The 26,004-nt window shown below is 69.8% G+C and carries 21 protein-coding genes and 3 tRNA genes; 14 read left to right on the top strand and 10 right to left on the bottom strand.

Annotated elements, in window-relative coordinates; translation table 11 throughout:
• Positions 1 to 75 precede the first annotated feature (75 nt).
• The 4 genes from ACFQ58_RS00120 to ACFQ58_RS00105 are packed head-to-tail and all read right to left on the bottom strand — an operon-like array spanning position 76 to position 5,432.
• On the bottom strand, positions 76 to 1,002 hold the full coding sequence (locus ACFQ58_RS00120; RefSeq protein ID WP_376948313.1) for a carbohydrate ABC transporter permease: 927 nt from the start codon (positions 1,000 to 1,002) through the stop codon (positions 76 to 78).
• Complete coding sequence (locus ACFQ58_RS00115) at positions 1,002 to 1,940, bottom strand: carbohydrate ABC transporter permease (RefSeq protein WP_376948311.1); 939 nt, start codon at positions 1,938 to 1,940, stop codon at positions 1,002 to 1,004. Before ACFQ58_RS00115 ends, ACFQ58_RS00120 begins: the two co-directional genes overlap by 1 nt.
• Before the next feature lies 1 nt (position 1,941).
• The gene (locus ACFQ58_RS00110; protein ID WP_376948309.1) at positions 1,942 to 3,267 is read right to left on the bottom strand and encodes an ABC transporter substrate-binding protein; all 1,326 of its coding nucleotides are present in this window, start codon (positions 3,265 to 3,267) and stop codon (positions 1,942 to 1,944) included.
• A 41-nt stretch (positions 3,268 to 3,308) separates the two neighbouring features.
• On the bottom strand, positions 3,309 to 5,432 hold the full coding sequence (locus tag ACFQ58_RS00105; RefSeq protein ID WP_376948307.1) for an alpha-galactosidase: 2,124 nt from the start codon (positions 5,430 to 5,432) through the stop codon (positions 3,309 to 3,311).
• Between the two features lie 117 nt (positions 5,433 to 5,549).
• Between ACFQ58_RS00105 and ACFQ58_RS00100 the strand changes: the two genes are divergently transcribed.
• Positions 5,550 to 6,698, top strand: coding sequence for an ROK family protein (locus ACFQ58_RS00100; RefSeq protein WP_376948305.1), 1,149 nt, complete (start codon positions 5,550 to 5,552; stop codon positions 6,696 to 6,698).
• Positions 6,699 to 7,059: 361 nt separating this feature from the next.
• Here the strand turns inward: ACFQ58_RS00100 and ACFQ58_RS00095 are convergent, their stop codons facing one another.
• Positions 7,060 to 8,079: a LacI family DNA-binding transcriptional regulator gene (locus tag ACFQ58_RS00095; protein ID WP_376948303.1), complete on the bottom strand. Its 1,020-nt coding sequence runs from the start codon at positions 8,077 to 8,079 to the stop codon at positions 7,060 to 7,062.
• A 175-nt stretch (positions 8,080 to 8,254) separates the two neighbouring features.
• Here ACFQ58_RS00095 and ACFQ58_RS00090 point away from each other — a divergent pair, with 175 nt between their 5' ends.
• From ACFQ58_RS00090 to ACFQ58_RS00065, 6 genes are all read left to right on the top strand, one after another.
• Complete coding sequence (locus tag ACFQ58_RS00090; RefSeq protein ID WP_376948301.1) at positions 8,255 to 8,425, top strand: hypothetical protein; 171 nt, start codon at positions 8,255 to 8,257, stop codon at positions 8,423 to 8,425.
• Between the two features lie 59 nt (positions 8,426 to 8,484).
• Positions 8,485 to 9,177 (top strand): PH domain-containing protein, encoded by a 693-nt coding sequence (locus ACFQ58_RS00085; protein WP_376948299.1) that lies wholly within the window; start codon positions 8,485 to 8,487, stop codon positions 9,175 to 9,177.
• 101 nt (positions 9,178 to 9,278) lie between these two features.
• Positions 9,279 to 9,360, top strand: a tRNA-Tyr gene (locus tag ACFQ58_RS00080).
• Positions 9,361 to 9,487: 127 nt separating this feature from the next.
• Positions 9,488 to 10,315 carry an inositol monophosphatase family protein gene (locus tag ACFQ58_RS00075; protein ID WP_376948297.1) on the top strand — a complete coding sequence of 276 codons (828 nt, stop codon included), beginning with the start codon at positions 9,488 to 9,490 and terminating at the stop codon, positions 10,313 to 10,315.
• Between the two features lie 931 nt (positions 10,316 to 11,246).
• Positions 11,247 to 13,013: a peptidoglycan DD-metalloendopeptidase family protein gene (locus ACFQ58_RS00070; protein ID WP_376948295.1), complete on the top strand. Its 1,767-nt coding sequence runs from the start codon at positions 11,247 to 11,249 to the stop codon at positions 13,011 to 13,013.
• A 187-nt stretch (positions 13,014 to 13,200) separates the two neighbouring features.
• Entirely contained in the window at positions 13,201 to 14,136 is a 936-nt protein-coding gene (locus ACFQ58_RS00065) for an endonuclease domain-containing protein (protein WP_376948293.1), read from the top strand.
• Between the two features lie 192 nt (positions 14,137 to 14,328).
• Here ACFQ58_RS00065 and ACFQ58_RS00060 read toward each other — a convergent pair whose 3' ends face one another.
• Positions 14,329 to 16,041, bottom strand: a complete 1,713-nt coding sequence (locus ACFQ58_RS00060) for a glycoside hydrolase family 13 protein (protein WP_376948291.1) — start codon at positions 16,039 to 16,041, stop codon at positions 14,329 to 14,331.
• Positions 16,042 to 16,303: 262 nt separating this feature from the next.
• On the opposite strand from ACFQ58_RS00060, the gene ACFQ58_RS00055 reads away from it, so the two are divergent.
• The 7 genes from ACFQ58_RS00055 to ACFQ58_RS00025 all read left to right on the top strand — a co-directional run bounded on the left by ACFQ58_RS00055 (position 16,304) and on the right by ACFQ58_RS00025 (position 22,998).
• The gene (locus ACFQ58_RS00055; protein ID WP_376948289.1) at positions 16,304 to 17,542 is read left to right on the top strand and encodes an extracellular solute-binding protein; all 1,239 of its coding nucleotides are present in this window, start codon (positions 16,304 to 16,306) and stop codon (positions 17,540 to 17,542) included.
• Between the two features lie 112 nt (positions 17,543 to 17,654).
• Positions 17,655 to 19,277: an ABC transporter permease subunit gene (locus tag ACFQ58_RS00050; RefSeq protein WP_376948287.1), complete on the top strand. Its 1,623-nt coding sequence runs from the start codon at positions 17,655 to 17,657 to the stop codon at positions 19,275 to 19,277.
• Positions 19,277 to 20,257: a sugar ABC transporter permease gene (locus ACFQ58_RS00045; protein WP_376948285.1), complete on the top strand. Its 981-nt coding sequence runs from the start codon at positions 19,277 to 19,279 to the stop codon at positions 20,255 to 20,257. Before ACFQ58_RS00050 ends, ACFQ58_RS00045 begins: the two co-directional genes overlap by 1 nt.
• 76 nt (positions 20,258 to 20,333) lie before the next feature.
• A complete protein-coding gene (locus ACFQ58_RS00040; protein WP_376948283.1) occupies positions 20,334 to 22,190 on the top strand; it encodes a glycoside hydrolase family 13 protein in 1,857 nt (618 codons plus the stop codon).
• Between the two features lie 77 nt (positions 22,191 to 22,267).
• Entirely contained in the window at positions 22,268 to 22,756 is a 489-nt protein-coding gene (locus ACFQ58_RS00035) for a DUF4190 domain-containing protein (protein WP_376948281.1), read from the top strand.
• A 64-nt stretch (positions 22,757 to 22,820) separates the two neighbouring features.
• A tRNA-Thr gene (locus ACFQ58_RS00030) sits at positions 22,821 to 22,892 on the top strand.
• Between the two features lie 32 nt (positions 22,893 to 22,924).
• Positions 22,925 to 22,998 (top strand) — tRNA-Met (locus ACFQ58_RS00025).
• A 482-nt stretch (positions 22,999 to 23,480) separates the two neighbouring features.
• Here ACFQ58_RS00025 and ACFQ58_RS00020 read toward each other — a convergent pair.
• The 4 genes from ACFQ58_RS00020 to ACFQ58_RS00005 form a co-directional block, all read right to left on the bottom strand.
• Positions 23,481 to 24,086 carry a hypothetical protein gene (locus ACFQ58_RS00020; protein WP_376948279.1) on the bottom strand — a complete coding sequence of 202 codons (606 nt, stop codon included), beginning with the start codon at positions 24,084 to 24,086 and terminating at the stop codon, positions 23,481 to 23,483.
• On the bottom strand, positions 24,076 to 24,507 hold the full coding sequence (locus tag ACFQ58_RS00015) for a hypothetical protein (protein WP_376948277.1): 432 nt from the start codon (positions 24,505 to 24,507) through the stop codon (positions 24,076 to 24,078). The genes ACFQ58_RS00020 and ACFQ58_RS00015 overlap by 11 nt, the downstream gene beginning before the upstream one ends.
• 154 nt (positions 24,508 to 24,661) lie before the next feature.
• Positions 24,662 to 25,129 (bottom strand): hypothetical protein, encoded by a 468-nt coding sequence (locus ACFQ58_RS00010; RefSeq protein ID WP_376948275.1) that lies wholly within the window; start codon positions 25,127 to 25,129, stop codon positions 24,662 to 24,664.
• Positions 25,126 to 25,482 (bottom strand): hypothetical protein, encoded by a 357-nt coding sequence (locus tag ACFQ58_RS00005; RefSeq protein ID WP_376948273.1) that lies wholly within the window; start codon positions 25,480 to 25,482, stop codon positions 25,126 to 25,128. Before ACFQ58_RS00005 ends, ACFQ58_RS00010 begins: the two co-directional genes overlap by 4 nt.
• Positions 25,483 to 26,004: the final 522 nt, after the last annotated feature.

Here is a 26,004-nt window from a genome sequence, read left to right as displayed (position 1 = left end):
GTGAGTGAGGTCGAGCGGATGCCGCGGGGCGGGTTTCGAGACGCAGCTGCGCCGACCCCGCGGCATCCGTGCACATTACTTGATCGATCCCCGCGTGACGCCGGAGATCACCCAGCGCTGGCTGAAGATGTAGACGATGAGCAGCGGCGCCATCGCCATGAGGTACGACGCGAACGCCACCGTGTAGTCGGTGTTGAACTGGCCCTGGAACACGTACTGCGCGAGCGGCAGCGTGCGTGCCGCCGGGTCGGTCAAGACGACGAGCGGCATGATGAAGTCGTTCCACGCCCACACGCAGGTGAGGATGCCGACGGTCGCGTTCATGGGGCCGAGCAGCGGGAACACGACCTGCCAGAACACGCGCCACGTCGACGCGCCGTCCATCCGCGCCGCCTCCTCGAGCTCGATCGGGATCGAGCGGATGTAGGCGGTGTAGATGAAGATGTTGATCGACAGGCCGTAGATCGTGTACAGCACGATCATGCCGACCTGGTTGTCGAGCCCGAGCAGCGACGTCTGCTTCACGAGCGGCAGCATGATGATCGGGAACGGGATGAACAGCGCCGCGAGCAGGTAGAAGAACACGCCCTTGAAGAACGGCCGGTGCAGGTTGCGCGCGATCGCGTACGACACGATCGAGCTCGTCAGCAGCGTGAAGATCACTGACCCGACCGTGATGAACGCCGTGTTCATGAGCGCCTGCGGGAAGTTGGTCCGCTCCCACGCCACGGCGAAGTTGCTCCAGTTCACCGGATTCGGCCACTCGAAGCCCGTTCCGGAGACGATCTGGTCGGGCGTCTTCAGCGCCACGACCACCGCGAGGTAGAGCGGGATCAGGATGGTGAGCGAGCACACCGCGATGAGCGCGGTCGCCCACCAGTTGATGCGTCGAGTGTCGTCGTCCTCGCGGACGCGACCGGCGCGGCCGCCCAGACGCCGGCGCTGCGGCGAGTCGGGCACGACCTCCTCGGCCTGCGCCAGGGTGGTGGTTGTCGTGGTCATCAGAAATCGGCCTCTCTGCGCTGAAGGACCCGGAACTGGAAGAGCGAGACGACCGTGATGACGATGAAGAAGATCACGGCGTTCGCCGTCTGGTAGGCGAACTCGCCGCCCGTGAAGCCGCCTCTGTAGATCAGCAGGGTGACCGACTCGGTCGCGGTGCCCGGGCCACCGTTCGTGAGCGAGATGATCGGGTCGAACACCTGGAGGAAGCCCTTCAGGCTCAGCACCACATTGATCGTGAAGAACGCGCCGATGAGCGGGAAGGTGATCGATCGGAACCGCCGCCATCCGGACGCCCCGTCGATCGCCGCGGCCTCGTAGAGCTCGCCGGGAATCGTCTGCAGCCCGGCGAGGTAGATGATGATCGCGAACGCGCAGGCCTGCCAGACCGTGAGCGCCACGATCGCCGTCCACGCCCAGTCGGGGTTGGCGAGGATGTTGTCGCGGAACAGCGGGATGCCCGAGAGGATCTTCGGCAGCGAGTTCGCGAAGAAGAACTGGAACACGAAGCCGATCACCAGGATCGCGAGCACGTAGGGCACGAAGTAGACGCCGCGCCAGAAGTTCTTGGCGACGATCTTCGAGTGAAGCCCGAGCGCGATCGCGAGCGAGATCACGTTCGTGAGGACCGTGGCGACGATCGCGACGAGGAACGAGAACCCATACGCCTGCAGTGCGCGGTCGTCCCGGAACAGGTTCACGTAGTTCGAGAGGCCGACGAAATTCCATTCGCCGTAGCCCGCGTAGTTCGTGAAGCTGAAGAAGATGCCAATCACGACCGGCAGGGTGTGGAAGGCGGCGAACGCGATGACCGCAGGCCAGACCATCCAGTAGTAGGCGGGTGCCGCGCGCTTGGCCTCGCTTCGCAAGCGGGACGCCCGCGTGGGCTTCTCGCCGCGCGTCGTCGTCGAGCGCACGGCCTGGGTGAGCGTGGTCATGTCAGTTCTCCACGGGGATCGTGCGAGCGGCGACCTTGCTCCACTCGCGGTCAAGGGTGGCGAGCGCGGCCTCCGCGTCGCCGGTGAAGAGGAATTCCTGGTCGATCTGCGCGAGCGGGATGCTCGGCGGGATCTGGTGGTCGATGAAGCCGGTGATCCGGCCCTCCTCGAACCACGGGGCGACGGACTGGATCGACGGGTCGTCGCTCAGCTGGGCACCCTCGACCGAGGGCACCATGTTCTGGGATGCCGCGAAGTCCTCGATCACGTCCTCCTCGAACAGGTACTCGATGAAGCGCATGGCCTCCTCGCGGTGCGGCGTGTCCTTGCCCATCGTCACGACGACGTCGACGCCGGAGACCAGCAGTCGGTCGTCGGGCGAGTCGGTCGCGGGGTATGGGAAGATCGCGGCGCGGACGTCGGGGTTCACCTGCTTGATCGGATTGACCGCCCAGATGCCCTGCATGAGCATCGCGACCTCGCCGTTCGCGAAGGCGGCGTTGCCGTCGTCGTAGCTGCGACCGCGGTAGCCCTCCTGCGTGTACGAGAACAGCTCGTACTGCTGGGCGAGCGTCTCTTCGAAGTCCTTCGAGAACGACACGTCCGACTCGGGCCCGGTGTCGGCGCCCTGCTCGCGCATCTGGTTGAAGAAGTCGTCCTGCGCGGGGTAGGCGCCGAGGCCGTTGAAGGACGGCAGGCCCGTCCAGTTCTCGGCGAGCGTGCCGTAGAACGGGGTGATGCCGGCATCCTGCAGCTCGTCGCACACCGCGATGAGCTCGTCCCAGGTCTCGGGGACCTCGAGGCCCTGCTCCTCGAAGATGTCCTGGTTGTAGATGATGCCGTCGGCGTTGTTGACGTAGCCGAGTCCGTTCACCTCGCCCTCGGCGTTGCCGAGGTCGGCGAGGATCTCCTGCACCGCGGGGTTGATCGTGCCGAGCACCGGTTCGTCCGAGAAGTCGGCGAACACGCCGGCCTGTGCGAGGCGACCGAAGTTGCCGCTCGCGTTGAGCGTGATCACGTCTGGCGTGCGGTTCTTCACGAGCAGCGTGCGGATGGTCGTGTCGGCGTCGGCGACCTGGTTCTGCACCACGTCGATGTCGGGATTCTCGGCCTCGAAGTCGGCGATGATCTCCTCGAAGTCCTCGAGGGCCTCGCCCTTGAACTGGAAGAAGTCGAGCTTCACCCGATCGTCGCCGCCCGAGGTGGCGCAGCCGGCGAGGCCGAGGCTCGCGGCCGTGGCCAGGGCGACGGATGCCGCGGCGAACGCCCGCCGTCGGCGTGCGCGTCGCCGGCGGTGCCGGTTCGGGCGGCTGGTCTGGTCCATCATGAGGCGCCTCCTTGCGCGATGTGGGGGTTCTGGTGGTCTCGTCAGGCCGAGGTGAGCTCGAGCAGCACGAGCGAACCGGGGTAGAGCACGGGAGCCCGCAGGCCCACGTCACCGAGCTGGCGACCGGTCAGCGTGATCGGCTGCTCAGCCCAGGCCAGCGACGACTGGCCCGGCTTCGCGACGCTGCCGGCGATGATCCGCACGGTGTACCGGCGGTCGGGGTCCAGGCCCGGCAGCGTGAACCGGCCCGGCGGGTGCATCACGCTGCTGGTCACCTGCGTGTAGCTGAAGAGAGCGGATGTCGCGTCCCGCGCGACGACGCCGCGGACGTCGGTCGTGGCATCCCACGTGTCGCCGTGCACGAGGCGGCCCGAGTGGATGAGCTCGCGGTGCAGCTTGTGCAGCTCGACCCACTCGCGCACGCGGCGCATCCCGTCGTCATTGAGCTTCGTGAGGTTCCACTCGATGCCGAAGTGGCCGAAGATGGCGACGCCGCCGCTGAGGTCGAGCCCGACCGTGCGACGGGTCGAGTGCACGCGGGGGCTCGTGAGGTGGGCGCCCATCAGCTCGGGCGGCACGATGAGGCCGGTGTACTTCTGGATCTGCAGCCGCTCGATGGGGTCGAGCGTGTCGGACGTCCAGATGCGGTCGGTGTGCTCGAGGATCCCGAGGTCGACGCGGGCGCCGCCCGACGCGCACGACTCGATCTCGAGACCGGGGTGGCGGCGCTTGAGCTCGTCGAGCAGGCGATAGAGCGCGAGCACGTTCTCGTGCACGCGGGGTCGACCGCTCTCGGCGGCGCCGGCCTCGAGCAGGTCGCGGTTGTGGTCCCACTTGAGGTAGGCGATGTCGTACTCGCCGAGCAGTGTGTCGAGCAGGTGGAGCAGGTACTCCCACGCCTCGGGGTTGGCGAGGTCGAGCACGTACTGCTGGCGGGCAGCGACCGGCAGGTCGTCGCGGCCGCGCAGGATCCAGTCGGGGTGGGCGCGCGCCAGGTCGGAGTCGAGGTTGACCATCTCGGGTTCGACCCACAGGCCGAACTCCATGCCGAGCGAGGTCACCGTCTCGATGAGCGGTCCGAGGCCGTCGGGCCAGACCGTCTCGTCGACCCACCAGTCGCCGAGGCCCGCGGTGTCGTCGCGACGGCCGTGGAACCATCCGTCATCGAGCACGAAGCGTTCGACGCCGACGGATGCCGCGCGCCGGGCGAGCTCCTCGAGCGTGCCGCGGTCGTGGTTGAAGTACACGGCCTCCCACGTGTTGAGGGTGACCGGGCGAGGGCGACGCGGATGCTGCGGCCGCGCGCGGAGCTCGTCGTGGAACCGCTGCGACAGCTCGTTCAGTCCGTCGCCCCACGAGCCGATCGCCCACGGCGTCGCGTACTCGTCGCCCTTGGCGAGCACGACCTCGCCGGGTGCGAGCAGCTCGCCGGCCTGCAGGAACGCGTCGCCGGTGGGCGTGCGCTCGGCGAGCAGGCGGTGATTGCCGCTCCAGGCGGTGTGGACGGCGTGCACGAGTCCGCGCTCGAACCCGAAGCCGCGGCGGCCGGCGGCGAGCAGGAGGCTCGCGTCGGCGCCCGGACGCCCGCGGCGGCTCTCGCGCACATGCGTGCCGATCGTGAACTCGTGGCGCTGCGGGGAGCGCTCGCGGAGGTGCCGTCCAGTGGTGTCGAGCAGTTCGTCGGCCGTGGTGGGCACGGGGAAGGTCGGCTGCAGCGAGATGAGCGCGTACGGCTCGTCGGCGAGGTTGCGGAGCGTGAGGCGCTGGCGGAACAGGCCAGAGGGCGTGACCTGGAGCTCGAGGGTGGACTCGAGCCCGGCGGCCTCGTCGCGTGCCGTGATGGTCGCGGATGCGACATCCGCCTCGATCTCGACCGTCGCGAGCCTGGTCGAGAAGTCGCGGCCGCCGCGGTGGCCGACGAGGCCGGGCGTGCCGAGCCATCCGCCCGACTCCTGCGGGATGAGCGTGAGCAGCGCCGGCTGGTCGAGCCCGCCCGAGACGGCCTGGGGGATCGCGGCGAGCGCGAGCGCCTGGAGTTCGGGCCCGCCGACCTCGCCGAGGTCCTCGCCCCAGTGGACGACGATCGGCAGGGCGGCGTGTTCGACGTCGAGCACGACGCTCGTGCCGCCATTGCGGAGGTGGATCGGCGCTGACCGGTGAAGCATGGTGTTATTTCTACGACGGAAATAACCGATCTGTCAATCCCTTGATTCGGGGCGATTCGTCCGATTCGAGCGCACTGTTCGTGCCATGATGGAACGAACCAACCTCCGGAGGCGCCGATGACCCAGGTCGAACTCGGCGATTCCGCGCGTGAGCTCGCGCGCGAGGTGCTCATCCACGGACCCATCTCGCGGGCCGAGCTGGGGCGGCGCCTCGGACTCTCGCCGGCCAGCCTCACGCGCCTCTCGAAGCCGTTCCTCGACCGCGGCCTCTTCATCGAGGCGCCCGAACTCGTGCAGGGCGCGACCGGCCGACCCGCCCGCCCGCTCGACGTCGCGGTCGACGCGCGCCGCTTCGTCGGCATCAAGCTCAGCGGCGACGCCGCGCACGGCGTGCTCACCGACCTGCGGGCCGGCGCCCTCGCGCTGGAGACGCGGAAGCTCGACGACCACGACCCGGCCGCGGTCGTCGAGGTGGTCGCCGACCTCGTCGACGCGCTGCGACCTCGCGATGGCGCGGTCGCCGGGCTCTCCGCCCTCGGCGTCAGCATCGGCGGAAACGTCGCCGGGGGCCGCGTCGTGACGCGCGCGCCGTTCCTCGGCTGGCGCGACGTGCCGCTCGCCGACCTGCTCGAGACGCGCACCGGCGTGCCCGTCGACGTCGAGAACGACGTCACCGCGCTCACGACCGCCGAGCAGTGGTTCGGGCCGGCGCGCGGCACGCGGGCGTTCGCGGTCGTCACCGTCGGCGCGGGCGTCGGGTACGGGCTCGTCGTGCACGACCGCGTCGTCACCACGCCCGACACCGGACTCGGCCTCGGCGGGCACCTCCCGCTCGATCCGAACGGTCCGCTCTGCGGCGAGGGGCACCGCGGATGCGCGGCGGCCATGCTGTCGATCCCGAGCATCTGCGCGCAGGTCGGCATGGCGCTGGGCCGCGAGGTCGGCTACGACGAGGTGCTCCAACTGGCCGCGGCGGGCCATCCGGTCGCCCGATCGGTGACGGATGCCGCGGGGCGCGCGCTCGGCCGCATGATGGCGTTCATCGCGAACCTGACCATGGTCGACACGATCGTGCTCTCGGGCGAGGGCGTGGGGCTGTGGGACGTGGCCGGCGATGCGGCGCTCGCGGCGCTCGCCGCGGACCGCGACCCCGAGGCGACCGCGGTCGTCGTGCACGTGGATGGCGCGGGGTTCGACTCGTGGGCGCGCGGCGCCGCCGCGGTCGCGATCCAGGGCGGCCTCGCCCGTCTGCGTCTGCCCGCCTGAGCCTTTCCGCCTGAGCGCCGCCCACCCGCGCGCCCCCGGCGCGCGCCCGACTCGCATCGCCACATTCCGCGAGTCCCGTGTTTCTGCGGGTGCGCCCGCACGAACCCGGGATTCGCGTGGTGGTGGGGCGGTCGAGGTGGTCGTGGCGTTCGCGGCGGGGGTTGCTCGCCCGCGCCATCTTCGCGAGTCCCGTATTTCTGCGGGTGCGCCCGCACGAACCCGCGATTCGCGGGGTGGTGGGGCGGTCGAGGCGTTCGCGGCGGCGGTTGCTCGCTTGCGCCATCTTCTCGAGTGGCGTGTTTCTGCGGGCGCACCCGCACGAACCCGGGATTCGCGGGGAGGGAAGTGGACGCAGCGCGGGTCAGCGTTCGGGCGGCGTCGCCGTGCTCGACCGCACGCGCAGCTCGAACGGCAGCGGCGTCGACGCGGGGGGCGCGGCATCCGGCCCGGGTTCGAGCTGCTCCATGAGGATCTCGACCGCCTTCTCGCCCTGGCCGCGCGGGAACTGCGCGACCGTCGAGAGGCCGAAGAAGTCGGACAGGTCGTAGTCGTCGACGCCGATGATCGACACGTCGCGCGGCACGACCATGCCGAGGTCGCGCGCGGCGAGGATCGAGCCGATCGCCATCTCGTCGGACGCCGCGAAGATCGCCGTCGGGCGGTCGTGCGGGGCGCCGAGCAGCTGCTTCGCGGCGTGGTACCCGCCCGCGATCGTGAAGTCGGCGGGGGCGAACAGGCGCGGGTCGGGCTCGACGCCGACGCCACGCAGCGCCGCCTCGTAGCCGAGGCGCCGGTTCGTGGGCAGGTGGAAGTCGAGGTCGAACTCGAGGTCGCCGCCGATGTGCGCGATGCGCCGGTGCCCGAGCCCGATGAGGTGCTCGGTCGCGAGGCGCGCGACCGCGACGTCGTCGATGGTGAGCGTGCGCACGCCCGGGATCGGCCCGCCGACCCCGACGAGCGGCTTGCCCAGGTCGTGCAGCCGCTCGACCTCGGGCTCGGTGAGCTCGAGCGACACCGCGATCACCGCGTCGACGCGTTGCCGCAGCAGGAAGTGCTCGAAGACGCTCGAGCGCTCGCCGCCGTGGCCCGACAGGTTGTAGAGCGTGAGGTCGTACCCGTTGCGGAGCAGCGCCTGCTGCGCGCCCTCGAGCACTGACGAGAAGAACCAGCGGTTGAGGAACGGGATGACGACACCGATGTTGCGCGTGCGCCCGGACGCGAGGCTGGATGCGTTCGACGAGACGACGTAGCCGAGGTGCGAGGCGGCCTCTTCGACCTTCGCCTTCGACGCCGGCGAGACGTGGCCGCGGCCGCTCAGGGCGCGCGAGACCGTCGCGGTGGAGACCCCCGCGAGCTTGGCCACCTCTTCGATGCCGACCATGTTCCCCCGCCGTCGTGAGGCCGTGCGGGGGGCGCCCGCGCGACGCTCGATCCTATCGCCGCACGGAGTGGCGAATTGCCGTGGCCCGCGTTCTGGGGTAGGAAGAAGCAGTCATGGGCGGGCCATCGGGGGGCTTGGCTTGCCCGCTGAACGTGAAGACGAGAGGAACGAACACGTGAAGTGGGTCAAGCGGATCGCTGTGGGCCTCGTGGTGGTGTTCGCCCTGTTCTACATGATCACCCGGCCTGAGGATGCCGCCAACGCGGTGCAGGGCGCGTTCGCCGCCGTCTGGGGCGGTGTCGAGGCGGTCGGTCGCTTCTTCACGTCACTGGCGACGACGGCATGACCGAGGCCGGGATGTCCCGGCGCCCTCGCCGAGGGCTGTTCACCCCGCGGCGCGGCAGCATGTTCGATCCGCGCGTCGAGCGGCACCTCATCGCCGACGAGGGCGAGGTCATCGTCGACGAGGTCGCCAAGCACTGGGCGGCCATCGTGAAGCCCCTGCTCGAGCTCATCCTCGCCATCCCGGTCTTCGTGCTCGCGTTCTACGTGCCGCCGCAGGCGTGGTGGCTGCCGGCGCTCGGGGGCGCCGCCCTCACCGTCCACGCGCTGTGGCGCATCCTGCAGATGCAGATGGACCGCTTCGTGATCACGAACATGCGCGTGTTCCGCGTGCACGGCATCCTCACCCAGAACATCGCGACCATGCCGCTCGCGCGAATCCTCGACATCTCGGTGCACCGCCCGTTCGTCGGCCGCATCTTCAACTTCGGGCACTTCATCTTCGAGTCGGCCGCGCAGACGCAGGGGCTGAAGGAGATCCGCTACGTCGGCGACCCGAACGAGCGCGACCTCACGATCCAGCGCGTCATCGCGCGAGCGGGCCTCCGCGGGCCCGTGCGGAACGGGAACCCGGGGCCCTTCAACACGCAGCCGCTGCTGCCCCCGCCTCCGCCTGCGACGCCGCCGACTCCTCCGGCGCCGGTGGTGCAACCGGTCGTGGTCGCCCTGGGCGACCCCTTCGACGACGACGGCACCGGCGAGACCCTGCCGGAACCGCCGGACCCGAACGACACGCAGCCCATCCCGCGGATCTGAGCGGCCCCGCGCCATCCGCTCGCCCTCGATTTCTCGCCACGCGCCAGCGTAGGTATCCTTGTGTGGCCCCCGGTCGCGTGAGGAACGTCGGTCGGGTGTATGGCGAGTTACCCAAGCGGCCAAAGGGATCTGACTGTAAATCAGCTGTCTACGACTTCGGGGGTTCGAATCCCTCACTCGCCACGCGTCGAAGCCCGGTCTGACCGGGGCTTTCGTCGTTTCCCGGGCCGGTGCCGGGCAGGGCTTCGAGCGGATGTCGCGCCGCAACGCCTGCCTGCGCGGAGCCGTCGCCCGGGGCTAGCGTGGGGTCATGACCGATCACGCCGGCCCCGCGGCATCCGACCTGCTCGACATCGCCCGCCGGATCGCGACGACCGTCGCCGCGACCGCGCTCGAGGAACGGCGCCGCGGCATCGCCGTCGAGTCGACGAAGTCATCGCCGGTGGACGTCGTCACCGCCGTCGACCGCGAGACCGAGGCCCGCATCCGATCGCTGATCCTCGACGCGCGGCCCGACGACGGCATCTTCGGCGAGGAGGAGGACACGCACGTCGGCACGTCCGGCCTCAACTGGGTCGTCGACCCGATCGACGGCACGGTGAACCTGCTCTACGACATCCCGGCGTGGTCCGTAAGCATCGCGGTGGTCGACGGCCCGCCCGATCCGTTGCACTGGCACGCGCTCGCAGGGGTCGTCGTGAATCCCGTGACGGGCGACGTGTTCGCGGCGGCGCGCGGGGGCGGCGCCCGGCTCGGCGAACGCGAACTGCGCGTCAACGACGACGTGGAATTGTCGAAGGCGCTGATCGCGACCGGATTCTCGTACTCGGCCGAGCGACGCCGCGCGCAGGCCACGACGCTGCTGCAGGTGGTGCCGCGGATCCGCGACATCCGCCGGATCGGGTCGGCCGCCCTCGACCTGAGCTCGATCGCCGCCGGACGCCTCGACGGCTTCTACGAACGCGGGCTGAACCCGTGGGATCACGCGGCCGGCGCGCTCATCGTGCGCGAGGCGGGCGGGCGCGTCGGCGGTGCCGGCGGGGCCCCCGAGAGCAGCGGACTGCTCGTCGCTGCGGCGCCGTCGATCTACGAGGAGCTTCTCGCACTCGTGGTCGAGGCGGGCGGGGCGACCGGATGAACCTGTCCGAACCCCCGCCCTGAACGTGGCGAAGACGCCATCGACCGGTTACGCTTTACCGATCCGTGACCTCGGCCACGAGCTGAGCGAACATCCCCCCGTGTCCGCCCTTACCCGAGCGAAAGTTCCCCACGTGCCCGAGTTCCCCCTCGTGCCCGACGAATCAGCGCCAGGCACCCGTGACCGCGTGCGGTCCGAACGTCCGCTGACGCGTCGCGAAATGCGGGATCGCGGCACCACCTCTTCAGCTTCACCTTCACCTTCACCGGCCGAGCCGGTCGGCCCCCGGGTCGGCCAGGGTTCGGCCGTCGCCGTTTCCGGGGCGCGGTCGTTCGAGTCGTACCTGCCCGCGCGGGGTGCGGCGGCGCCTGCGGGTTCGGGTGCGGGTGCGGGTTCCGGTGGGGGTTCGCGTCCGGTGACCGGGGCGGATGGCACGGGGCCGCTGCGTCCGCGGGAGCGCCGCGAGGCGGCACCTGCCTCTACGACTCACGGGACTCCCGCTTCGGCCCCGGTCTCCTCGGCGGCTTCGCCGTCTCCTCGGCCGGTCTCGGATGCGGCGGCGCCGCCGTCCGTCCCGCGCCGCCTCCGCCGCGAGCCGTTCCCTGCGCCTGACGGCGCCCGGCCCGCTGCGGGCGCTGCGAGCGCGCCTCAGACGTCTGAGCGACCCGCCGCGGCGGATGCCGCGCGCACCGGCCGTCGGGCCGCGCCGGCGCCCGCGCCCGACCGTGGCGTCGTCGACGCTGCCGGTCGTGTCAACGCTTCGACGCCCGGCATGCCGCCGCGCACTGCGCCCGGCCCCGCCGCTGGCGGACCGGCCGCCGCGACGGCACAACCGACGTGGGACCCGCGCATCGGACGAACCCCTGGAACGGGAAGCGCTCCGTCACAGGAGTGGACGCCGCAGCGGCGTCCCGATGCGGCGCAGCCGCGCGTGATCGGACAGGGTCCCACGCAACCCGCCCAGCCCGCCCAGGGCTCGGCCCGCGCCTCCTCCCGCCCCGACCAGCTCGACCCCCGTGCGGGCCGCGGGATGGCACCCGGCGCCGACCACCTCGACCCGCGCCGCGACCGCACCGCCGGGGCGCCGACCGCCGACCGCCTCGACCCGCGCGTCGACCGGGCCGGAGGTGCGCCGGCCGGCAGCGGCCGCCCGGATCCGCGCGCCGAGCGCGGCATGGGCGCATCCGCAGCGGGCCGCCCCGATTCGCGCGTCGAACGCGTGGCCGGAGCGCCGACCGCTGATCGCCCGGATCCCCGCGACCGCACGACGGGCGCACCCGGCGCCGGCCGTCCCGATTCGCGCGCCGAACGCGTGGCGGGAGCACCCGTGTACGGCCGCCCCGATTCGCGCGTCGACCGCACTGCGGGCCGACCGTCCGATGGCCGCCCCGATCCCCGCGCCGACCGCTTCGACTCGCACGGTGGGCGACCCGCGGGTGTGCAGAGCTCCGGACGCCCGGACCCGCACGCCGACCGCTTCGACCCGCGCGCTGAGCGACTCCCGGGTGCGCAGAGCGCCGGTCGACCCGATCCGCACGCCGACCGCTTCGACCCGCGCCCGGGCGCGCCGAACCCCGGAGCCGCTCACCACTCCGACCGCGACGGTTCGCCCAACCGGCCCGCGACGTCCCGTGGACCTCGACCCGAGCGCTCGGGGGCAGCTCCGGTGGCTCGGCCAACAACGCCGACCAGTTCCCCGCGCGGCGAGCGCAACCTGCGCGCCGAGTCCACCGACGACGTCGCCGCGATGCTCGCGGCGGCCGCCGGTGCCGGTGCCGGCGCGCCCGCCGGACTCGAGTTCCGCTCCATCGATGCCATTCCCACGGCCTCGAGCGCCTGGACGCCTCGCCGCGACTCCTCGGGCCACGACCGGGCCGCGCGCCGCGCCTCCTCGGCTGCGGCTTTCGCCGGTGCGCGCACTGCGGGCGGCGAGCGACCGGGCGGCGCCGCGACATCCGCCTCGAAGCCGAAGTCGAAGCGGTCGCTTCGACGCGCGGTCGCGACCCGCGTCGTGAGCACGGTCGCCATGGGATTCGCCGCGATGCTCGCGATCGCGACCTCGGTGCCGTCGCTCTCGCTGCTCACCCCTGAGGACGTGCAGGCGATGGCGCTCAGCAACACGACCGTGACGATGATCGACGGCCAGCGGGTCGAGATCGCCGCGGGCGCGCTGGCCGCCGCCATCGACAAGGGCGGGTACGAGCACCAGACCATCGAGGAGTACGCGCGGGCGGCCGGCATCCGCCCCGAGGCGACCTTCACGAACAACCCGCTCGGCACCATCCAGTGGCCGTTCGCCGTCGGCGTGCACATCGGTGACCGGTTCGGCTACCGCGACTGCGCCGGCTGCTCGTCGAACCACCACGGGCAGGACTTCAACCCCGGCCTCGGCGCCCAGATCCAGTCGATCGCCGACGGGGTCGTCTCGAACTCGACCGATGCGGGCGGCTCGCTCGGCGTCGTCACCATGATCGACCACGTGATCGACGGCGAGGTCGTGACGAGCGTCTACGCGCACATGGAGTACGGCTCGCGTCGCATGGAGGTCGGCGACACCGTGAAGGTCGGCGACGTCGTCGGCACGACCGGCAACACGGGCATGTCGACCGGCCCGCACCTGCACTTCGAGATCCGCATCGGCGGCATCGACGGCGTCTGGGTCGACCCGCTCGAGTGGCTCTACGCCAACACCAACTGATTCGCGCCGCAGGCGCGCCCGCCCCGGGCCCGCCCGCGGGCCCGTGCGCACCGAGATGCATGGGAATCCGCTGATCGGGCTACCTGACGGACCCACGCGCGGGATTCTCATGCATTCGTGACGCGGCGTTGTCCACAGATCGGGCTCTCGCACCGAGCGGATGGCGCGCCGCCCCCACACTCGGGACATGCCCTCCGTCGCCACGCATCTCCGGTCGCATGACGGCGTCTTGCCGTTCTCGGCGCTCGAACGCGCCGGCTTCACCCGCAGCGACCTGCGCTCCGCGATGCAGGACGACGGCATCATCCGGGTTCGGAACGGGTGGTTCGCGGTTCCGGATGCGCACGCCGACCTCATCGCGGCCGTTCGCGTCGGAGGAACCGCCACGGCCACCACCGTCGCGAAGCTGCACCGGCTCTGGGTGGCCGACGACGATCGACTCCACGTGCGCGTCCGGCACTCGACTGGGCGGCTGTCGTCTCCGGGCGACCGATCGGTTCCGCTCGATCGCACGGCGCATCGGGCGTGCGTCCACTACAGCACGCGCGGCGGATTCGACCGGGCACGCGACCCGCTGACACTCGCGCTGGCCGAGATGTTCGCGTGCTCCGATGACGCGGCGGTCCTGGCGGCGATCGATTCCGGGCTCGAAACGCGCTCGCTGGAGTTGGAGCATCTCGATGAGATCCGACAGGCGATGCCTCGAACGCGCCGCGCGATCGTCGACATGGTCGATCCCGAGAGCCAGTCCGGTCTCGAGACGAAGGTGCGTCTTCTCCTGCGGTCGAAGCGCATCCGTTTCCGAGCGCAGGCCTACATCGAGGACGTGGGCTGGGTGGACTTCCTCGTCGGCGATCGGCTCGTGATCGAGGTCGACGGGCGCGCGTTCCACACGGGCCTGGAGTTCGAGACCGATCGACGGCGGGACTTCGAGCTCGTGCTGCGCGGATACGTGGTCCTGCGGCTCAGCTACCGACAGGTGATGGGCGACTGGGAGCGGACTCGTGCGGCCATCCTGGAGCTCGTCGCCCGCGGGGAGCATCGATGGAGCCGTCGCGGGCCCCATGCGCCCGCCCTTCCGCCATCCGTGTTCGGCAGGCCGATCCGGGACACCGATGCATGAGAATCCATGTAATGCAGCGCTGAGTGACCCTGAGCGGCGGATTCTCATGCATTCGCGAAGGGTCGCACGGCGGCGACGGATGGCGCGCCGCACCGAGTGCATGAGAATTCGCACCTCAGGCCGATGCACGGGCCCCAGGGGCGAAGTCTCATGCGTTTCCGTCGGAGCGGCGCGTCGATGCCGCGGCCGGGACTAGGCGCGGAGCCAGACCGTGGTGTCGGCCGGGAGGACGCCGTCGGCGACATCCGCACTCGCGAGCAGCACCTCGCCGGCGGGCAGCGGCACGTCGGATGACCCGGTGTTCGCCACGACGAGCACGTCGCCGTTGCAGAACGACAGGACGCCGTCGGCGGAAGCGGAGGCGACGGCATCCGCTGACACCCACTCGACCGAGCCTGTCGCGAGCCCGTGCGACCGCCGGCCGCGCAGCGCGGCGCGGTACAGCTCGAGCGTCGAGCCCTCGACCCCGCGCTGCCGGTCGCGCGCGAAGGTCGCCCACGATGCGGGCTGCGGCAGCCACGCGGCATCCGTCGGCCCGAAGCCGAACGAAGGTCGGTCGGCTTCCCACGGGATCGGCACGCGGCATCCGTCGCGACCATAGCGCTCGCCGTGCGTGCGGAACCAGGTCGGGTCCTGGCGGGCCTCGTCGGGCAGGTCGATCGCCTCGGGCAGGCCGAGCTCCTCGCCCTGGTAGACGTACGCCGAGCCGGGCAGCGCGAGCATGAGCGCGGTCGCGGCGCGGGCGCGGCGCAGGCCGACGACGGGGTCGGGCAGGCCGGGCGTGCGGGGCCCGATGCCGTGGCCCTGCAGGTTCTCGGCCGTGAGCGCGAGGCGCGAGGCGTGCCGCACCACGTCGTGGTTCGAGAGCACCCAGGTGGATGGCGCGCCCACCGCGCCGAACGCCGAGAGCGACGCGTCGATCACGCCGCGGAGGGCCGCGGCATCCCACGGCGTCTCGAGGTAGGCGAAGTTGAACGCCTGGTGCATCTCGTCGGAGCGGACCCACTTGGCGACGCGGGGGAGCGGGTCGACCCAGGCCTCGGCTGCGAGGATGCGCTCGCCGGGGTACTCGTCGAGCAGCGCGCGCCAGTCGCGGTAGATCTCGTGCACGCCGTCCTGGCCCCAGTAGGGCGCACCGTCGCCCTCGTCGTGGATCTCGGGCTCGAGCGGCACGCCCTCCTCGACGAGCGCCTGACCCGCGTGGCTCGCGCCGCCCATGCTGCCGCCCTCGGCGGGCGGCGTCCAGTCGGGCAACCCGTCGGCCTTGACCATGCCGTGCGCCACGTCGACGCGGAAGCCGTCGACGCCGCGGTCGAGCCAGAAGCGCAGGATGCGGCGGAACTCCTCGCGCACGTCCTCGTTCGTCCAGTCGAAGTCGGGCTGCGAGCTGTCGAACAGGTGCAGGTACCACTGGCCGGGCGTGCCGTCGGCCTCGGTCACGCGCGTCCACGCCGAGCCGCCGAAGACCGACTCCCAGTTGTTCGGCGGGATGTCACCGGTGTCGCCGTTGCCGTCGCGGAACAGGTACCGGGCACGCTCCCGGCTGCCCGGACCGGCGGCGAGCGCCTGCTGGAACCACTCGTGCCGGTCGGAGGAGTGGTTGGGGACGAGGTCGACGATCACGCGGAGCCCGAGCCGGTGCGCCTCGCCGAGCATGTCGTCGAAGTCGTCGAGCGTGCCGAAGCGCGGGTCGACGTCGCAGTAATCGGCGACGTCGTAGCCGGCGTCCTTCTGGGGCGAGGTGAAGAACGGCGAGAGCCAGATCGCGTCGATGCCGAGGTCGGCGAGCTCGGGCAGGCGCGAGCGGATGCCCGCGAGATCGCCCATTCCGTCGCCGTTCGCGTCGGCGAAGGAGCGGGGATAGATCTGGTAGATCGCGGCGGTGCGCCACCATTCGGTCGTCATTGGAACCCTCGGTGAATCTGGAAACGTTTGCATAATCATACCGACCAACCAGGCCATGTGAACTGGTATCGATCGGGTAACGCCGAGTTGTCAACTCGCCTCGAACACGGTATACCTGAAACCGCTTGCAACCACATCGCGGGCAGATCCATACGGAAGAACGGCCTTTCGAGCACGGTGCGCGTTCCCAGAGCGGAACGGGGCAGTGCCCCACACCAGGCGAAGGCGCCGAACTCACGCACACTGAGAAGGGCACACACCAATGCGGGTGAACACCAAGAGCATCCTCGCGGCCGGCGCTGTCGCCGTGGTCGCGACGCTCGGCCTCGCGAGCTGCGCGGGCAGCAACGACGAGGGCGACAACGGCGCGACCGCCGAGGGCGGCACGCTGACGGTCTGGGTCGACCAGGAGCGCGTCGACGCGCTCAAGGGCGCGGCCGAGGCCTACACCGAGGAGACCGGCGTCGAGGTCGACATCGTCGGCAAGGACAACTCGACCATCAAGGACGACTTCATCCAGCAGGTTCCGACCGGCGAGGGCCCCGACATCACGATGGGCGCGCACGACTGGCTGGGCGAGCTCTCGACCAACGGCGTCGTGGCTCCGCTCGAGCTCGGCGACTCGGCCGGCGACTACCTCGACGTCGCGATCACCGCGGCGACCTACGAGGGCACCGTCTACATGCTCCCCTACGCGGTCGAGAACATCGCGCTGCTGCGCAACGCCGACCTCGTCGCCGAGGCGCCCACCAGCTGGGACGACATGATCGCCAAGGGCCAGGCCGCCGGCCTCGACAAGCCCTTCGTGGTCGAGCAGGGTGCCGAGGGCAACCCCTACCACCTCTACCCGTTCCAGACGGCGTTCGGCGCCCCGGTGTTCGGCACCAACGACGAGGGCTACGACCCCACCGACCTGCAGCTCGGCAACGAGGGCGGCGTCGCCTTCGCCGAGTGGCTCGGCGCCGAGGGCAAGACCGGCACCGCCAACTTCAACACCGACGTCGACGCCGACATCGCGCGTGACGCGTTCCTCACCGGCAAGGCGGCCTACTGGCTCACCGGCCCGTGGAACGTCGGCACCGCGCTCGACGGCGGCATCAACGTCGCGATCGACCCGGTCCCGTCGCCCACCGGTGAGGCCGCCGCGCCGTTCGCCGGCGTCAAGGGCTTCTTCGTGAGCGCCGAGTCCGAGAACAAGGTCGCCGCGAACGACTTCCTCGTGAACTACATCGGCACCGAGGACGTGCAGCTCGACCTGTTCGAGGCCGGCAACATCCTGCCCGCTCTCTCCGCCGCCGCTGAGACCGCCTCGAGCGACCCGATCATCGAGGGCTTCGCCGCCGTCGGTGCCGAGGCCGTCCCGATGCCGGCCATCCCGGCCATGGGCTCGGTCTGGCAGTACTGGGGCATCGCCGAGGCCGCCATCATCAACGGTGAGGACCCGGTCGCGACCTGGAACAAGCTCGCCACCGATGTCCAGGCGGCGATCGACGCCAAGTAACGCCTGAAGCTCCGGGCCGGATGCCGCGACGCATCCGGCCCGGAGCACTCGCGTACCTCGGGCCCGTGTCCGGGTGCGCGCTCCTGACAGCGTTCACGAGAAGAGCAAGCGAATGAGCATCACGACCGACGAGGACGTCTCGGCCGAGCCGACGACGCCGCCCACCAAGCGCCAGCGACGGGCGGCGGCCATCGCGGATGCCGCGTCCGGCGGCGTCCGCACCATCCTGATCAAGCTGCTGCTGCTCGGCATCGTCGACGCGATCGCGGTCTACGCGGTCTTCGTGCTCGCGCTGCAGCAGGACTGGATCGTCCTCGGCGTGGTGGTGCTCGTCACCGTCGCCGTGAACTGGATCTACTTCTCGCGAACGAAGCTCCCGGCGAAGTACCTCACGCCGGGCGTCATCTTCCTCGTGCTGTTCCAGGTGTTCGTGCTCGTCTACACGGGCTACATCGCCTTCACCAACTACGGCACCGGCCACAACGGCTCGAAGGAGCAGGCGGTCAGCTCGCTCATGGCGTCCTCGCTCGAGCGCGTGCCCGACTCGCCGACCTACGGCGTGACCGTCGTCGACCAGCTCGGCACGCTTGGCCTGCTCGTCACCGACCCCGACGGCGAGGTGAGCGTCGGCACGACCGAGCAACCCCTCCAAGAGGTCGACGATGCCGAGCTCGAGAACGGCAAGGCTGTCGCCATCGACGGCTGGACGACCCTGACCTTCCAGGACGTCATCGCCCGCACCGATGAGATCACCGAGCTCGCGGTGCCGTTCTCCGACGATCCGAACGACGGCGCCATCCGCACCCCGGACGGCTCGAACGGCTACCTCTACACCTCGACACTCGAGTACGACGAGTCGGCAGACACGATGACCGACCTCACGACGGGCACGGTCTACTCCGACATCGGCACGGGCGCCTTCACGTCGGAGGACGGCGAAGAACTGCTGCCCGGCTGGCAGATCACCGTCGGATTCGACAACTTCGTCCGCGCCGTGACGGATGTGCGCCTGGCCGGACCGCTCGTCTACGTCAGCGTGTGGACGTTCGCCTTCGCACTCATCTCGGTCGCGACGACGTTCTTCCTCGGTCTGTTCCTCGCGATGGTCTTCAACGACCTGCGCATGCGGGGCCGCAAGTACTACCGCGTCGCGATGATCCTGCCGTACGCGATCCCGTCGTTCCTCTCCGCGCTCGTCTGGGCGGGCATGATGAACGAGAGCTTCGGATTCATCAACCAGGTGATCTTCGGCGGCGCCTCCATCCCATGGCTGACCGATCCCTTCCTGGCGAAGGTCTCCGTGCTGATCGTGAACCTGTGGCTGGGGTTCCCGTACATGTTCCTCATCTGCACCGGCGCGCTGCAGTCGATCCCCGATGACGTCAACGAGGCCGCGACGGTCGACGGCGCGTCGCCATGGCAGACGTTCCGGCACATCAAGCTGCCGCTGCTGCTGGTCAGCGTGGCGCCCCTGTTGATCGCCTCGTTCGCGTTCAACTTCAACAACTTCAACGTCATCTACATGTTGACGAACGGCGGCCCGCGCGACACCGGCGCGCCGATCCCGGTCGGCTACACCGACATCCTCATCTCGATGGTCTACAAGGTCGCGTTCACCGGCCAGAACCGCGACTACGGACTGGCGGCGGCGTACTCGATCATCATCTTCATCGTGGTCGCGGTGATCTCGATCATCGCGTTCCGCCGCACCAAGTCGCTCGAGGAGATCAACTGATGGCTGCGCAGGAGGCGGTTCCCGGCACGCAGACCGGGCTGCTCGCCGGTGAGACGCTGATCGTCCCCGGCCCGAAGCACGACGAGCCCGTCGACCACGGCCGCCCGGCCGGTCCGAAGCGTCCGTTCTCGTTCGGACGCTGGTTCAAGGCGACCGGATGGCGGCACCTCATCGGCGTCGTCGTCGTCGTGTTCGCCCTGTTCCCGATCGTCTTCGTCGTCTCGTCGTCGCTGAACCCGTTCGGGACCCTGACGGGCTCGAACGCCCTGTTCTCGAGGATCGGGTTCGACGCGTACGCGCGGATCCTGACGAATCCCGACATCCCCTTCACCAACTGGTTCGCGAACACGCTGATCATCGCCGGCGTCACCGCCCTCCTGACCGTCTTCCTGGGGGCGCTCGCGGCGTACTCGTTCTCGCGGATGCGGTTCACCGGCCGGCGCTTCGGGCTCATCACGATCGTCGTCGTGCAGATGTTCCCGCAGATGCTCGCCGTCGTCGCGATCTTCCTCGTGATGACCGCGATCAGCGATTGGTTCCCGGCCATCGGCCTGAACACGCACATCGGGTTGATCATGGTCTACCTCGGCGGAGCGCTCGGCGTGAACACGTACCTCATGTACGGGTATTTCAACACGATCCCTGCGTCGATCGACGAGGCCGCGAAGATCGACGGCGCCGGCCATGCGCGCATCTTCTTCACGATCATCCTTCGCCTGGTCGCCCCGATCCTCGCCGTGGTGGCGCTGCTCTCGTTCATCTTCTCGGTGAACGAGTACGTGGTGGCATCCGTCATCCTCATCGACACCGAGAACCAGACGCTCGCGGTCGGTCTCACGAAGCTCGTGTCGAACCCGCGCTACGCCGACTGGGCGGCCTTCTCGGCGGGCGCCGTGATCGCGGCGCTCCCGGTCGTGCTGCTGTTCCTGTACCTGCAGAAGTACATCGTCGGCGGGCTGTCCGCGGGCGCGGTGAAGTAACCCCTCAGTACGGCGACGGATGCCGCGCGCGGAGGCCCCGCGTCGCGGCATCCGTCATGAAAGGCCCCCGCACCCCATGCTCGCTCCCCATCACGACGGCTCGCCCCTGCACGTCTCCGACCCGGCGCCGGCGCTCGGCGCCACGGTCCGCGTGCGGCTGCGCGTGCCCGCCGCGTTCGGATGCCTCGAGTGGGTCGGCACGCGCTCGAACCCGAATCGCGAGCCGCACTTCAGTCGCGCGACCCTGCTCGGCGAGGCCGACGGCTGGGTGTGGTGGGAGGCGCCAGTCGAGGTCGAGAACCCGGTGCACCACTACCGGTGGCTGCTCGTCGGCGCCGACGGCCGTCAGCACTGGCTGAGCCAGCTCGGCCTGTCGCAGATCGAGCCGCGCGACGATGACGACTTCCGGCTCGTGGCCCACGATCCGGCGCCGGACTGGGCCGCGTCGAGCGTCATGTACCAGGTGTTCCCCGACCGCTTCGCCCGGTCGGCGGCGGCCGACGCGCGCGAGATGCCCGAGTGGGCGATCCCGGCCGCGTGGAGCGACCCGGTCGACCCGCTGCCGCCCGGCCGCTCGCACCAGGTGTACGGCGGCGACCTCGACGGCGTGCGCGAGCGGCTCGACCACCTCGTCGACCTCGGCGTCGACCTGCTCTACCTGACTCCGGTGTTCGCGGGTCGCTCGAACCACAGGTACGACGCCGCGAACTTCGACGCGGTCGACGACCTGCTCGGCGGCGATGAGGCGCTCGTGCGGCTCGTCGAGGCGGCGCATGCCCGCGGCATCCGGGTCATCGGCGACCTGACGTCGAACCACTCGGGGCATTCGCACGACTGGTTCCGCGCGGCATCCGCCGACCCGGCCGCGCCCGAGCGCGACTTCTACTTCTTCCACGAGCCGGGGCTCGAGCGCGGCCACGGCTATGAGTCGTGGCTCGGCGTGGCGAGCCTGCCGAAGTTCAACTGGCGCTCGCTCGAGCTGCGCCGCCGCTTCATCGACGGGCCCGACTCGGTCGTCGCGCGCTACCTGCAGGCGCCGTTCCACCTCGACGGCTGGCGCATCGATGTCGCGAACATGACCGGGCGGCTCGGCGGCGAGGACCTCAACGCGGAGGTGCGGCAGACGATCCGCCGCACGATGCTCGACGTGAACCCCGACACGATCCTGCTGGGGGAGTCGACGAACGATGCCGCGGGCGACTTCCAGGGTGACGCGTGGCACGGCGCGATGACCTACACGCCGTTCACGCGCCCGGTGTGGAGCTGGCTGCAGGAGCCGGGCAGCCCGGCCGGTGGCGGCATCGGCTTCGCCCTCGGCCGCGTGCCGACCTACACCGGGCGGGAGTTCCACGCCGCGCACACGCGCTTCACCGCCGGGTTCCCGTGGCGCACCCGGCTCGCGACGATGAACGCGCTCGACACACACGACACCCCGCGCTTCGCGACCCACGCGCGGCCCGCCACCGCCGAGGTCGCGTTCGGCCTCGCCGTGTCGCTCCCCGGCATCCCGGTGATCTGGGCGGGCGACGAGTTCGGCCTCACCGGCGTCGACGGCGAGGCGTCGCGCACGCCCATGCCGTGGGGCTCTCGAGCGGATGCCGCGGTCGCGCCCGTGCTCGACGCGTACCGCTCGCTGGTGGCGCTGCGCCGGTCGCACCCCGTGCTCGCGACGGGCGGCATCCGGTGGCTCGCCGTGGTGGATGACGCGGTGGCGTTCGTGCGCGAGTCGCCGTCCGAGCGAGTGCTCGTGCTCGCGGCGCGTGCGGCGGCGACGGTCGAGTTCGATGCGGCGGCGCTGCCCGATGCGGATGTCGCGACGCAGGTGTACGGGAGCGGCCGGCTCGCGGCATCCGCTGGTGCGGTTTCGCTCACGACGGATGTCGCGGCCTTCGTCGCCTGGCGACTGCCGGGTGTCGACGCGCCGGCCTGGTGAGCCGCGTCGCCGCTGCGACATCCGTGCCCGATAGCATGACGCTCGACCCTTCCCCGCACCCGGTCCTCTGGAGTCCCGTGAACGACGCTGCCCCCGCGCCACTGCCCGCCCCTGCTTCCACCGCCGCACCGTTCGCGCCGGTTCCGCCCGCCCCGCCGGCGCCCCCGGCGACCGCGGTCATGCCCGCGCCGGGCGCGTGGTCGGCGGGCGCGTACGGACCGTCCGACCCGTACTCGGCCACGCCGGTCGTGCCGGCCGTTCCGGGGTCCTGGGCCGCGCCCGCTGCGCCGCGACAGAACAACCTCGCGTGGGTGAGCTTCGGCCTCGGACTCGGCGGCCTCTTCTTCGGCCTGCTCAGCTCGATCGCGGCGATCGTGACCGGCCACATCGCCCGCCGTCAGCTGCGCACGAGCGGCGAGCAGGGTGACGGAGCGGCCCTGACCGGGCTCATCTCGGGGTACGTGATCACGGCCCTCTGGGTGCTCGGGATCCTCGCGTACATCGCCTTCTTCGTGGTGCTGTTCGGCGCCGTCGCCGTGTCATCGGAGGTCGGCTCGAGCCTCTGACCCACGATTTCTTGCGCGCGCTCAGCGGTGATATCCTCGTGTGGTTGCCGTGAGCGGCGACACTGCCCCGATAGCTCAGTGGTAGAGCACTTCCATGGTAAGGAAGGGGTCGTCAGTTCAATCCTGACTCGGGGCTCTGGTTCCTCCGGCACGCCGGAGAAGCCTCGCGGCGGGGTAGCTCAGGTGGTTAGAGCACACGGCTCATAATCGTGGTGTCGCGGGTTCGAGTCCCGCCCTCGCTACGCGAAAACCCCCGGTCAGCCGGGGGTTTTGTCGTCTCTAATGTGCCTGAGACTTGATTATCGGGCCCCACCGGGTCGTGGGCTCGAGTAGGTGTGCCTCTGTCCGGATTAGCCGCTGATCTGGGGATCCTCGTCCATTCGGAGTGAGTCGAGTACGACGCGTTCAACGCTTATTCAACGCTTATGCGGACGTCGGCCGAGGTTTCCTCGAGCCAAACGCGAGTCGGGCCCGCTGGAGTACCGCGTCGCGCGGTCACCGATGCCATCCTCCCAGCCCATCCCTGGGGGGCATGGAAACTCAGATGTCACCTTCCGGTGGAGCAGACGTGCCGGGGGTTTCCTCAGGGACAGATCGTGTGGGCATGGCGAGCCGACCTCTGCCCGCCCCCAGAGCTCGACGCTGAGGACGGGCTGGCATTGTCAACCTGAATGAGGACCACATGACGGCTCCGTTCAGGACCACTTCCCCGGGCTGTGCTGGTTCAGTTCGCCGCGTTCTGGGGCGGCAGCGGGTCAGGAGGCGGATTATCCGCTACTCGCCCGTTTTGGTCACCGATGCTGACCACGGTGTACGGATTGAGGTTGAGGGTGTCGCCGGCGAAGAGTCCGACGCCGTCAGCGATGTCGCGGCGCACGCTGTTGAGGTTGTGTAGGTAGGCGAGTCCGAGGCAAAACCGGTCGGCAACGAACTCCTGAATGTCTCCCGATGCAGCCACGTAGGCGACAGGGACGCCTTGCTCGTCTAGGATCGCTCGCCCCGAGGCGTACTCGCGCGGGCCGAGATCGACCGGTATCCGCATCGGAAGCCCGCCGAGCGTGGCAAGTGACCCAGGAGCGCCGTCTGCGTACGGATCTTCCCAGTATTGGGGCGGTGGGCATTCCTCGAGCGCATCGGGGTCCGCGGCTCGATCCGGCGCGGGAGACGGTGCTCGAGTATGTGCGGGGTCGACCGTCGCTGAGGCCGTTGGTGGCGGCGCGGCTTCTGGCGCCTCGGTGCAGGCAGTCAATGTCAGGCAAGCACCGAGCGCCAGAATCGCGAGAAGGCCGAGCACGCCGTAAGCGCTCGGCGTCGCCACGTTAGCCGCCATACCAGCCAGTCAACTCGAGGGGCTGTCCGTCGGCACTGCAAAGCTGCACGAGCTCCGCGACTGACTCGTTGAATCTGTCCTGCGCTTCAGCGTCGCTTGACAGCGCCCCGGTTGCGGCCGCCACATCTTCGACGCTTGCGCGAAGCGGCGACCCGGACTGAGCGGACTCTGCAATCTCGGCAAGTTCCTTCTTTGCCGAGCGCAACATGCCATCGACCGTCGGCTTGCCAATTTCACCTTCGGGCGCGCTGATGACGTTCCAGGCGATGGTGAGCGGAAGCGCGAGTTCACGACACGTCGATGCGCTCGCAGTTGGGGACGTGCCCTGGTCTGAACTCGCCTCAGCGACAGACGAACACGCACTCAGGCCGGTGATCGTAAGGGCTACAAGTGCCAGAGAAGCAGCGGGGCGTGCTCGCATAGCAGGAATCCTTTCAGGTGTGGCTTTCGCTCACGAGAGTGAGGTCTGGTATCGCAATTTGGGGATAAAGCCGAGGGTCAAGCGGAATCGGCGTGGCGGCCACGCGGTGCGTGCGAAGCAGAGCCTCTTCACTCCGCTTCGCACGCACTCGCCGTTACAGGTCGTAATTCAGCGTTCCCGACCAGGTGAACGTGCCACACCCGGGCGATGCTCCGCAATAGCCGCTGATGCCGGCGCTGAGATAGAACGTTCCTCTGTAGGTGAGTGCCGTGCTTCCGCCCGACGCGAAGGCCTTCGTCTGGCCTAGCTGCACGGAAGTGCTCGCAATCCAGCCGTTGGAGGAGGTGCGCATTCCCATTGTGTACGCCGCGCCGCCCGTGGTACCGCATCCATAGTTCGAAGAGCAGGAGGTGGCGAGGTAGATGGTTGCCGCGTTGGGTGACTTCGTCGTGCGGGGCGTCGAGTAGATGATGGTGCTGCCGTTTGGCACGCTTCCAGAGACAGACGCTGTCGCGGCGGTCGCCGGAACGGTGGCGCCGAAGACCGAAAGCGCCACGACGAAGGTGGCAAGGACCGACTGCCAGACCCGCGGACGACCGGCATTATCGGGAGTTCGGTTCATCGGTTGGCTCCTTCGCTCTCGTAGAAGCCGCACTCGAGGTCGTACTCGTATTGACTTGGGGACTGACCGACCTGTTCGGCTTCACGCGTGATTGCTTTCGAATAGGCGCTGAGGTCGATGCCTTCTGCTCCGGGGAGTGCGCCGAACCTGTTCAGCTGCTCGGCGGCCGCGCCGGCGGCCTTGGAGTCACCGCGGGCAGCCGCGTTCAGGTTCGCGTCAAGCCACGAACATCTCCAATACCTTGCGAGGAGCGACTCGGCGAGACCCTCTTCGAAGTAGGTCTCGCCGAGTGCGTCACCGTCTGGGCCGCTCTCCGGGAAGAAGAAGTCGAACGGCCGCTCAGGGAAGCTCACGTTTGCCGGGAGCTTTCCCGGAAAGGATGACACCAGGTCCGCCAGCCTGTGGATCGTTCGCTGCCTGGGCGGACGAGACTGCGACCGCTCCGACCATGATCGCCAGGACCAGTCCACCAGCCGCTGCCGAAGTACTGCTTCTTCTTGACATCTAGTCCCCTTCTTTGGGTGTGTCGTCGCCTCCCGGCTCAATGGAGCAGGGAGGGTGGCGCGCCTACGATCTGAACGTTTCCGGCAGCTCGCGGATCGTTACAGAGACATCGATGCGCCGCATGGTTCTGGCGTGCTGCTGCTGGAGCGCCCGACGAGCGCGAGCCGATTCCACGCGTCGGTTGATTCGGCGTCGTGATGGGTGTGGTGTGTAACGTTCGGCGTGCGTCTGGAAACAGTTGAGAATGTGAGGGTGTTCTCCGCTGCCGTGTCGACGTGAACCGCCCCGGGTTCAATGGAGGGTTTCTTGTGCCATTTGAAGGGTTTCAGATGGCGGGCTTTGACGGAAGTAGGTCGCTTCGGCTTCCGCGG

Source organism: Agromyces sp. NPDC056523 (assembly GCF_042794545.1).
Classification (GTDB): Bacteria; Actinomycetota; Actinomycetes; order Actinomycetales; family Microbacteriaceae; genus Agromyces.
This window is presented reverse-complemented; position numbering and strand designations above follow the sequence as displayed.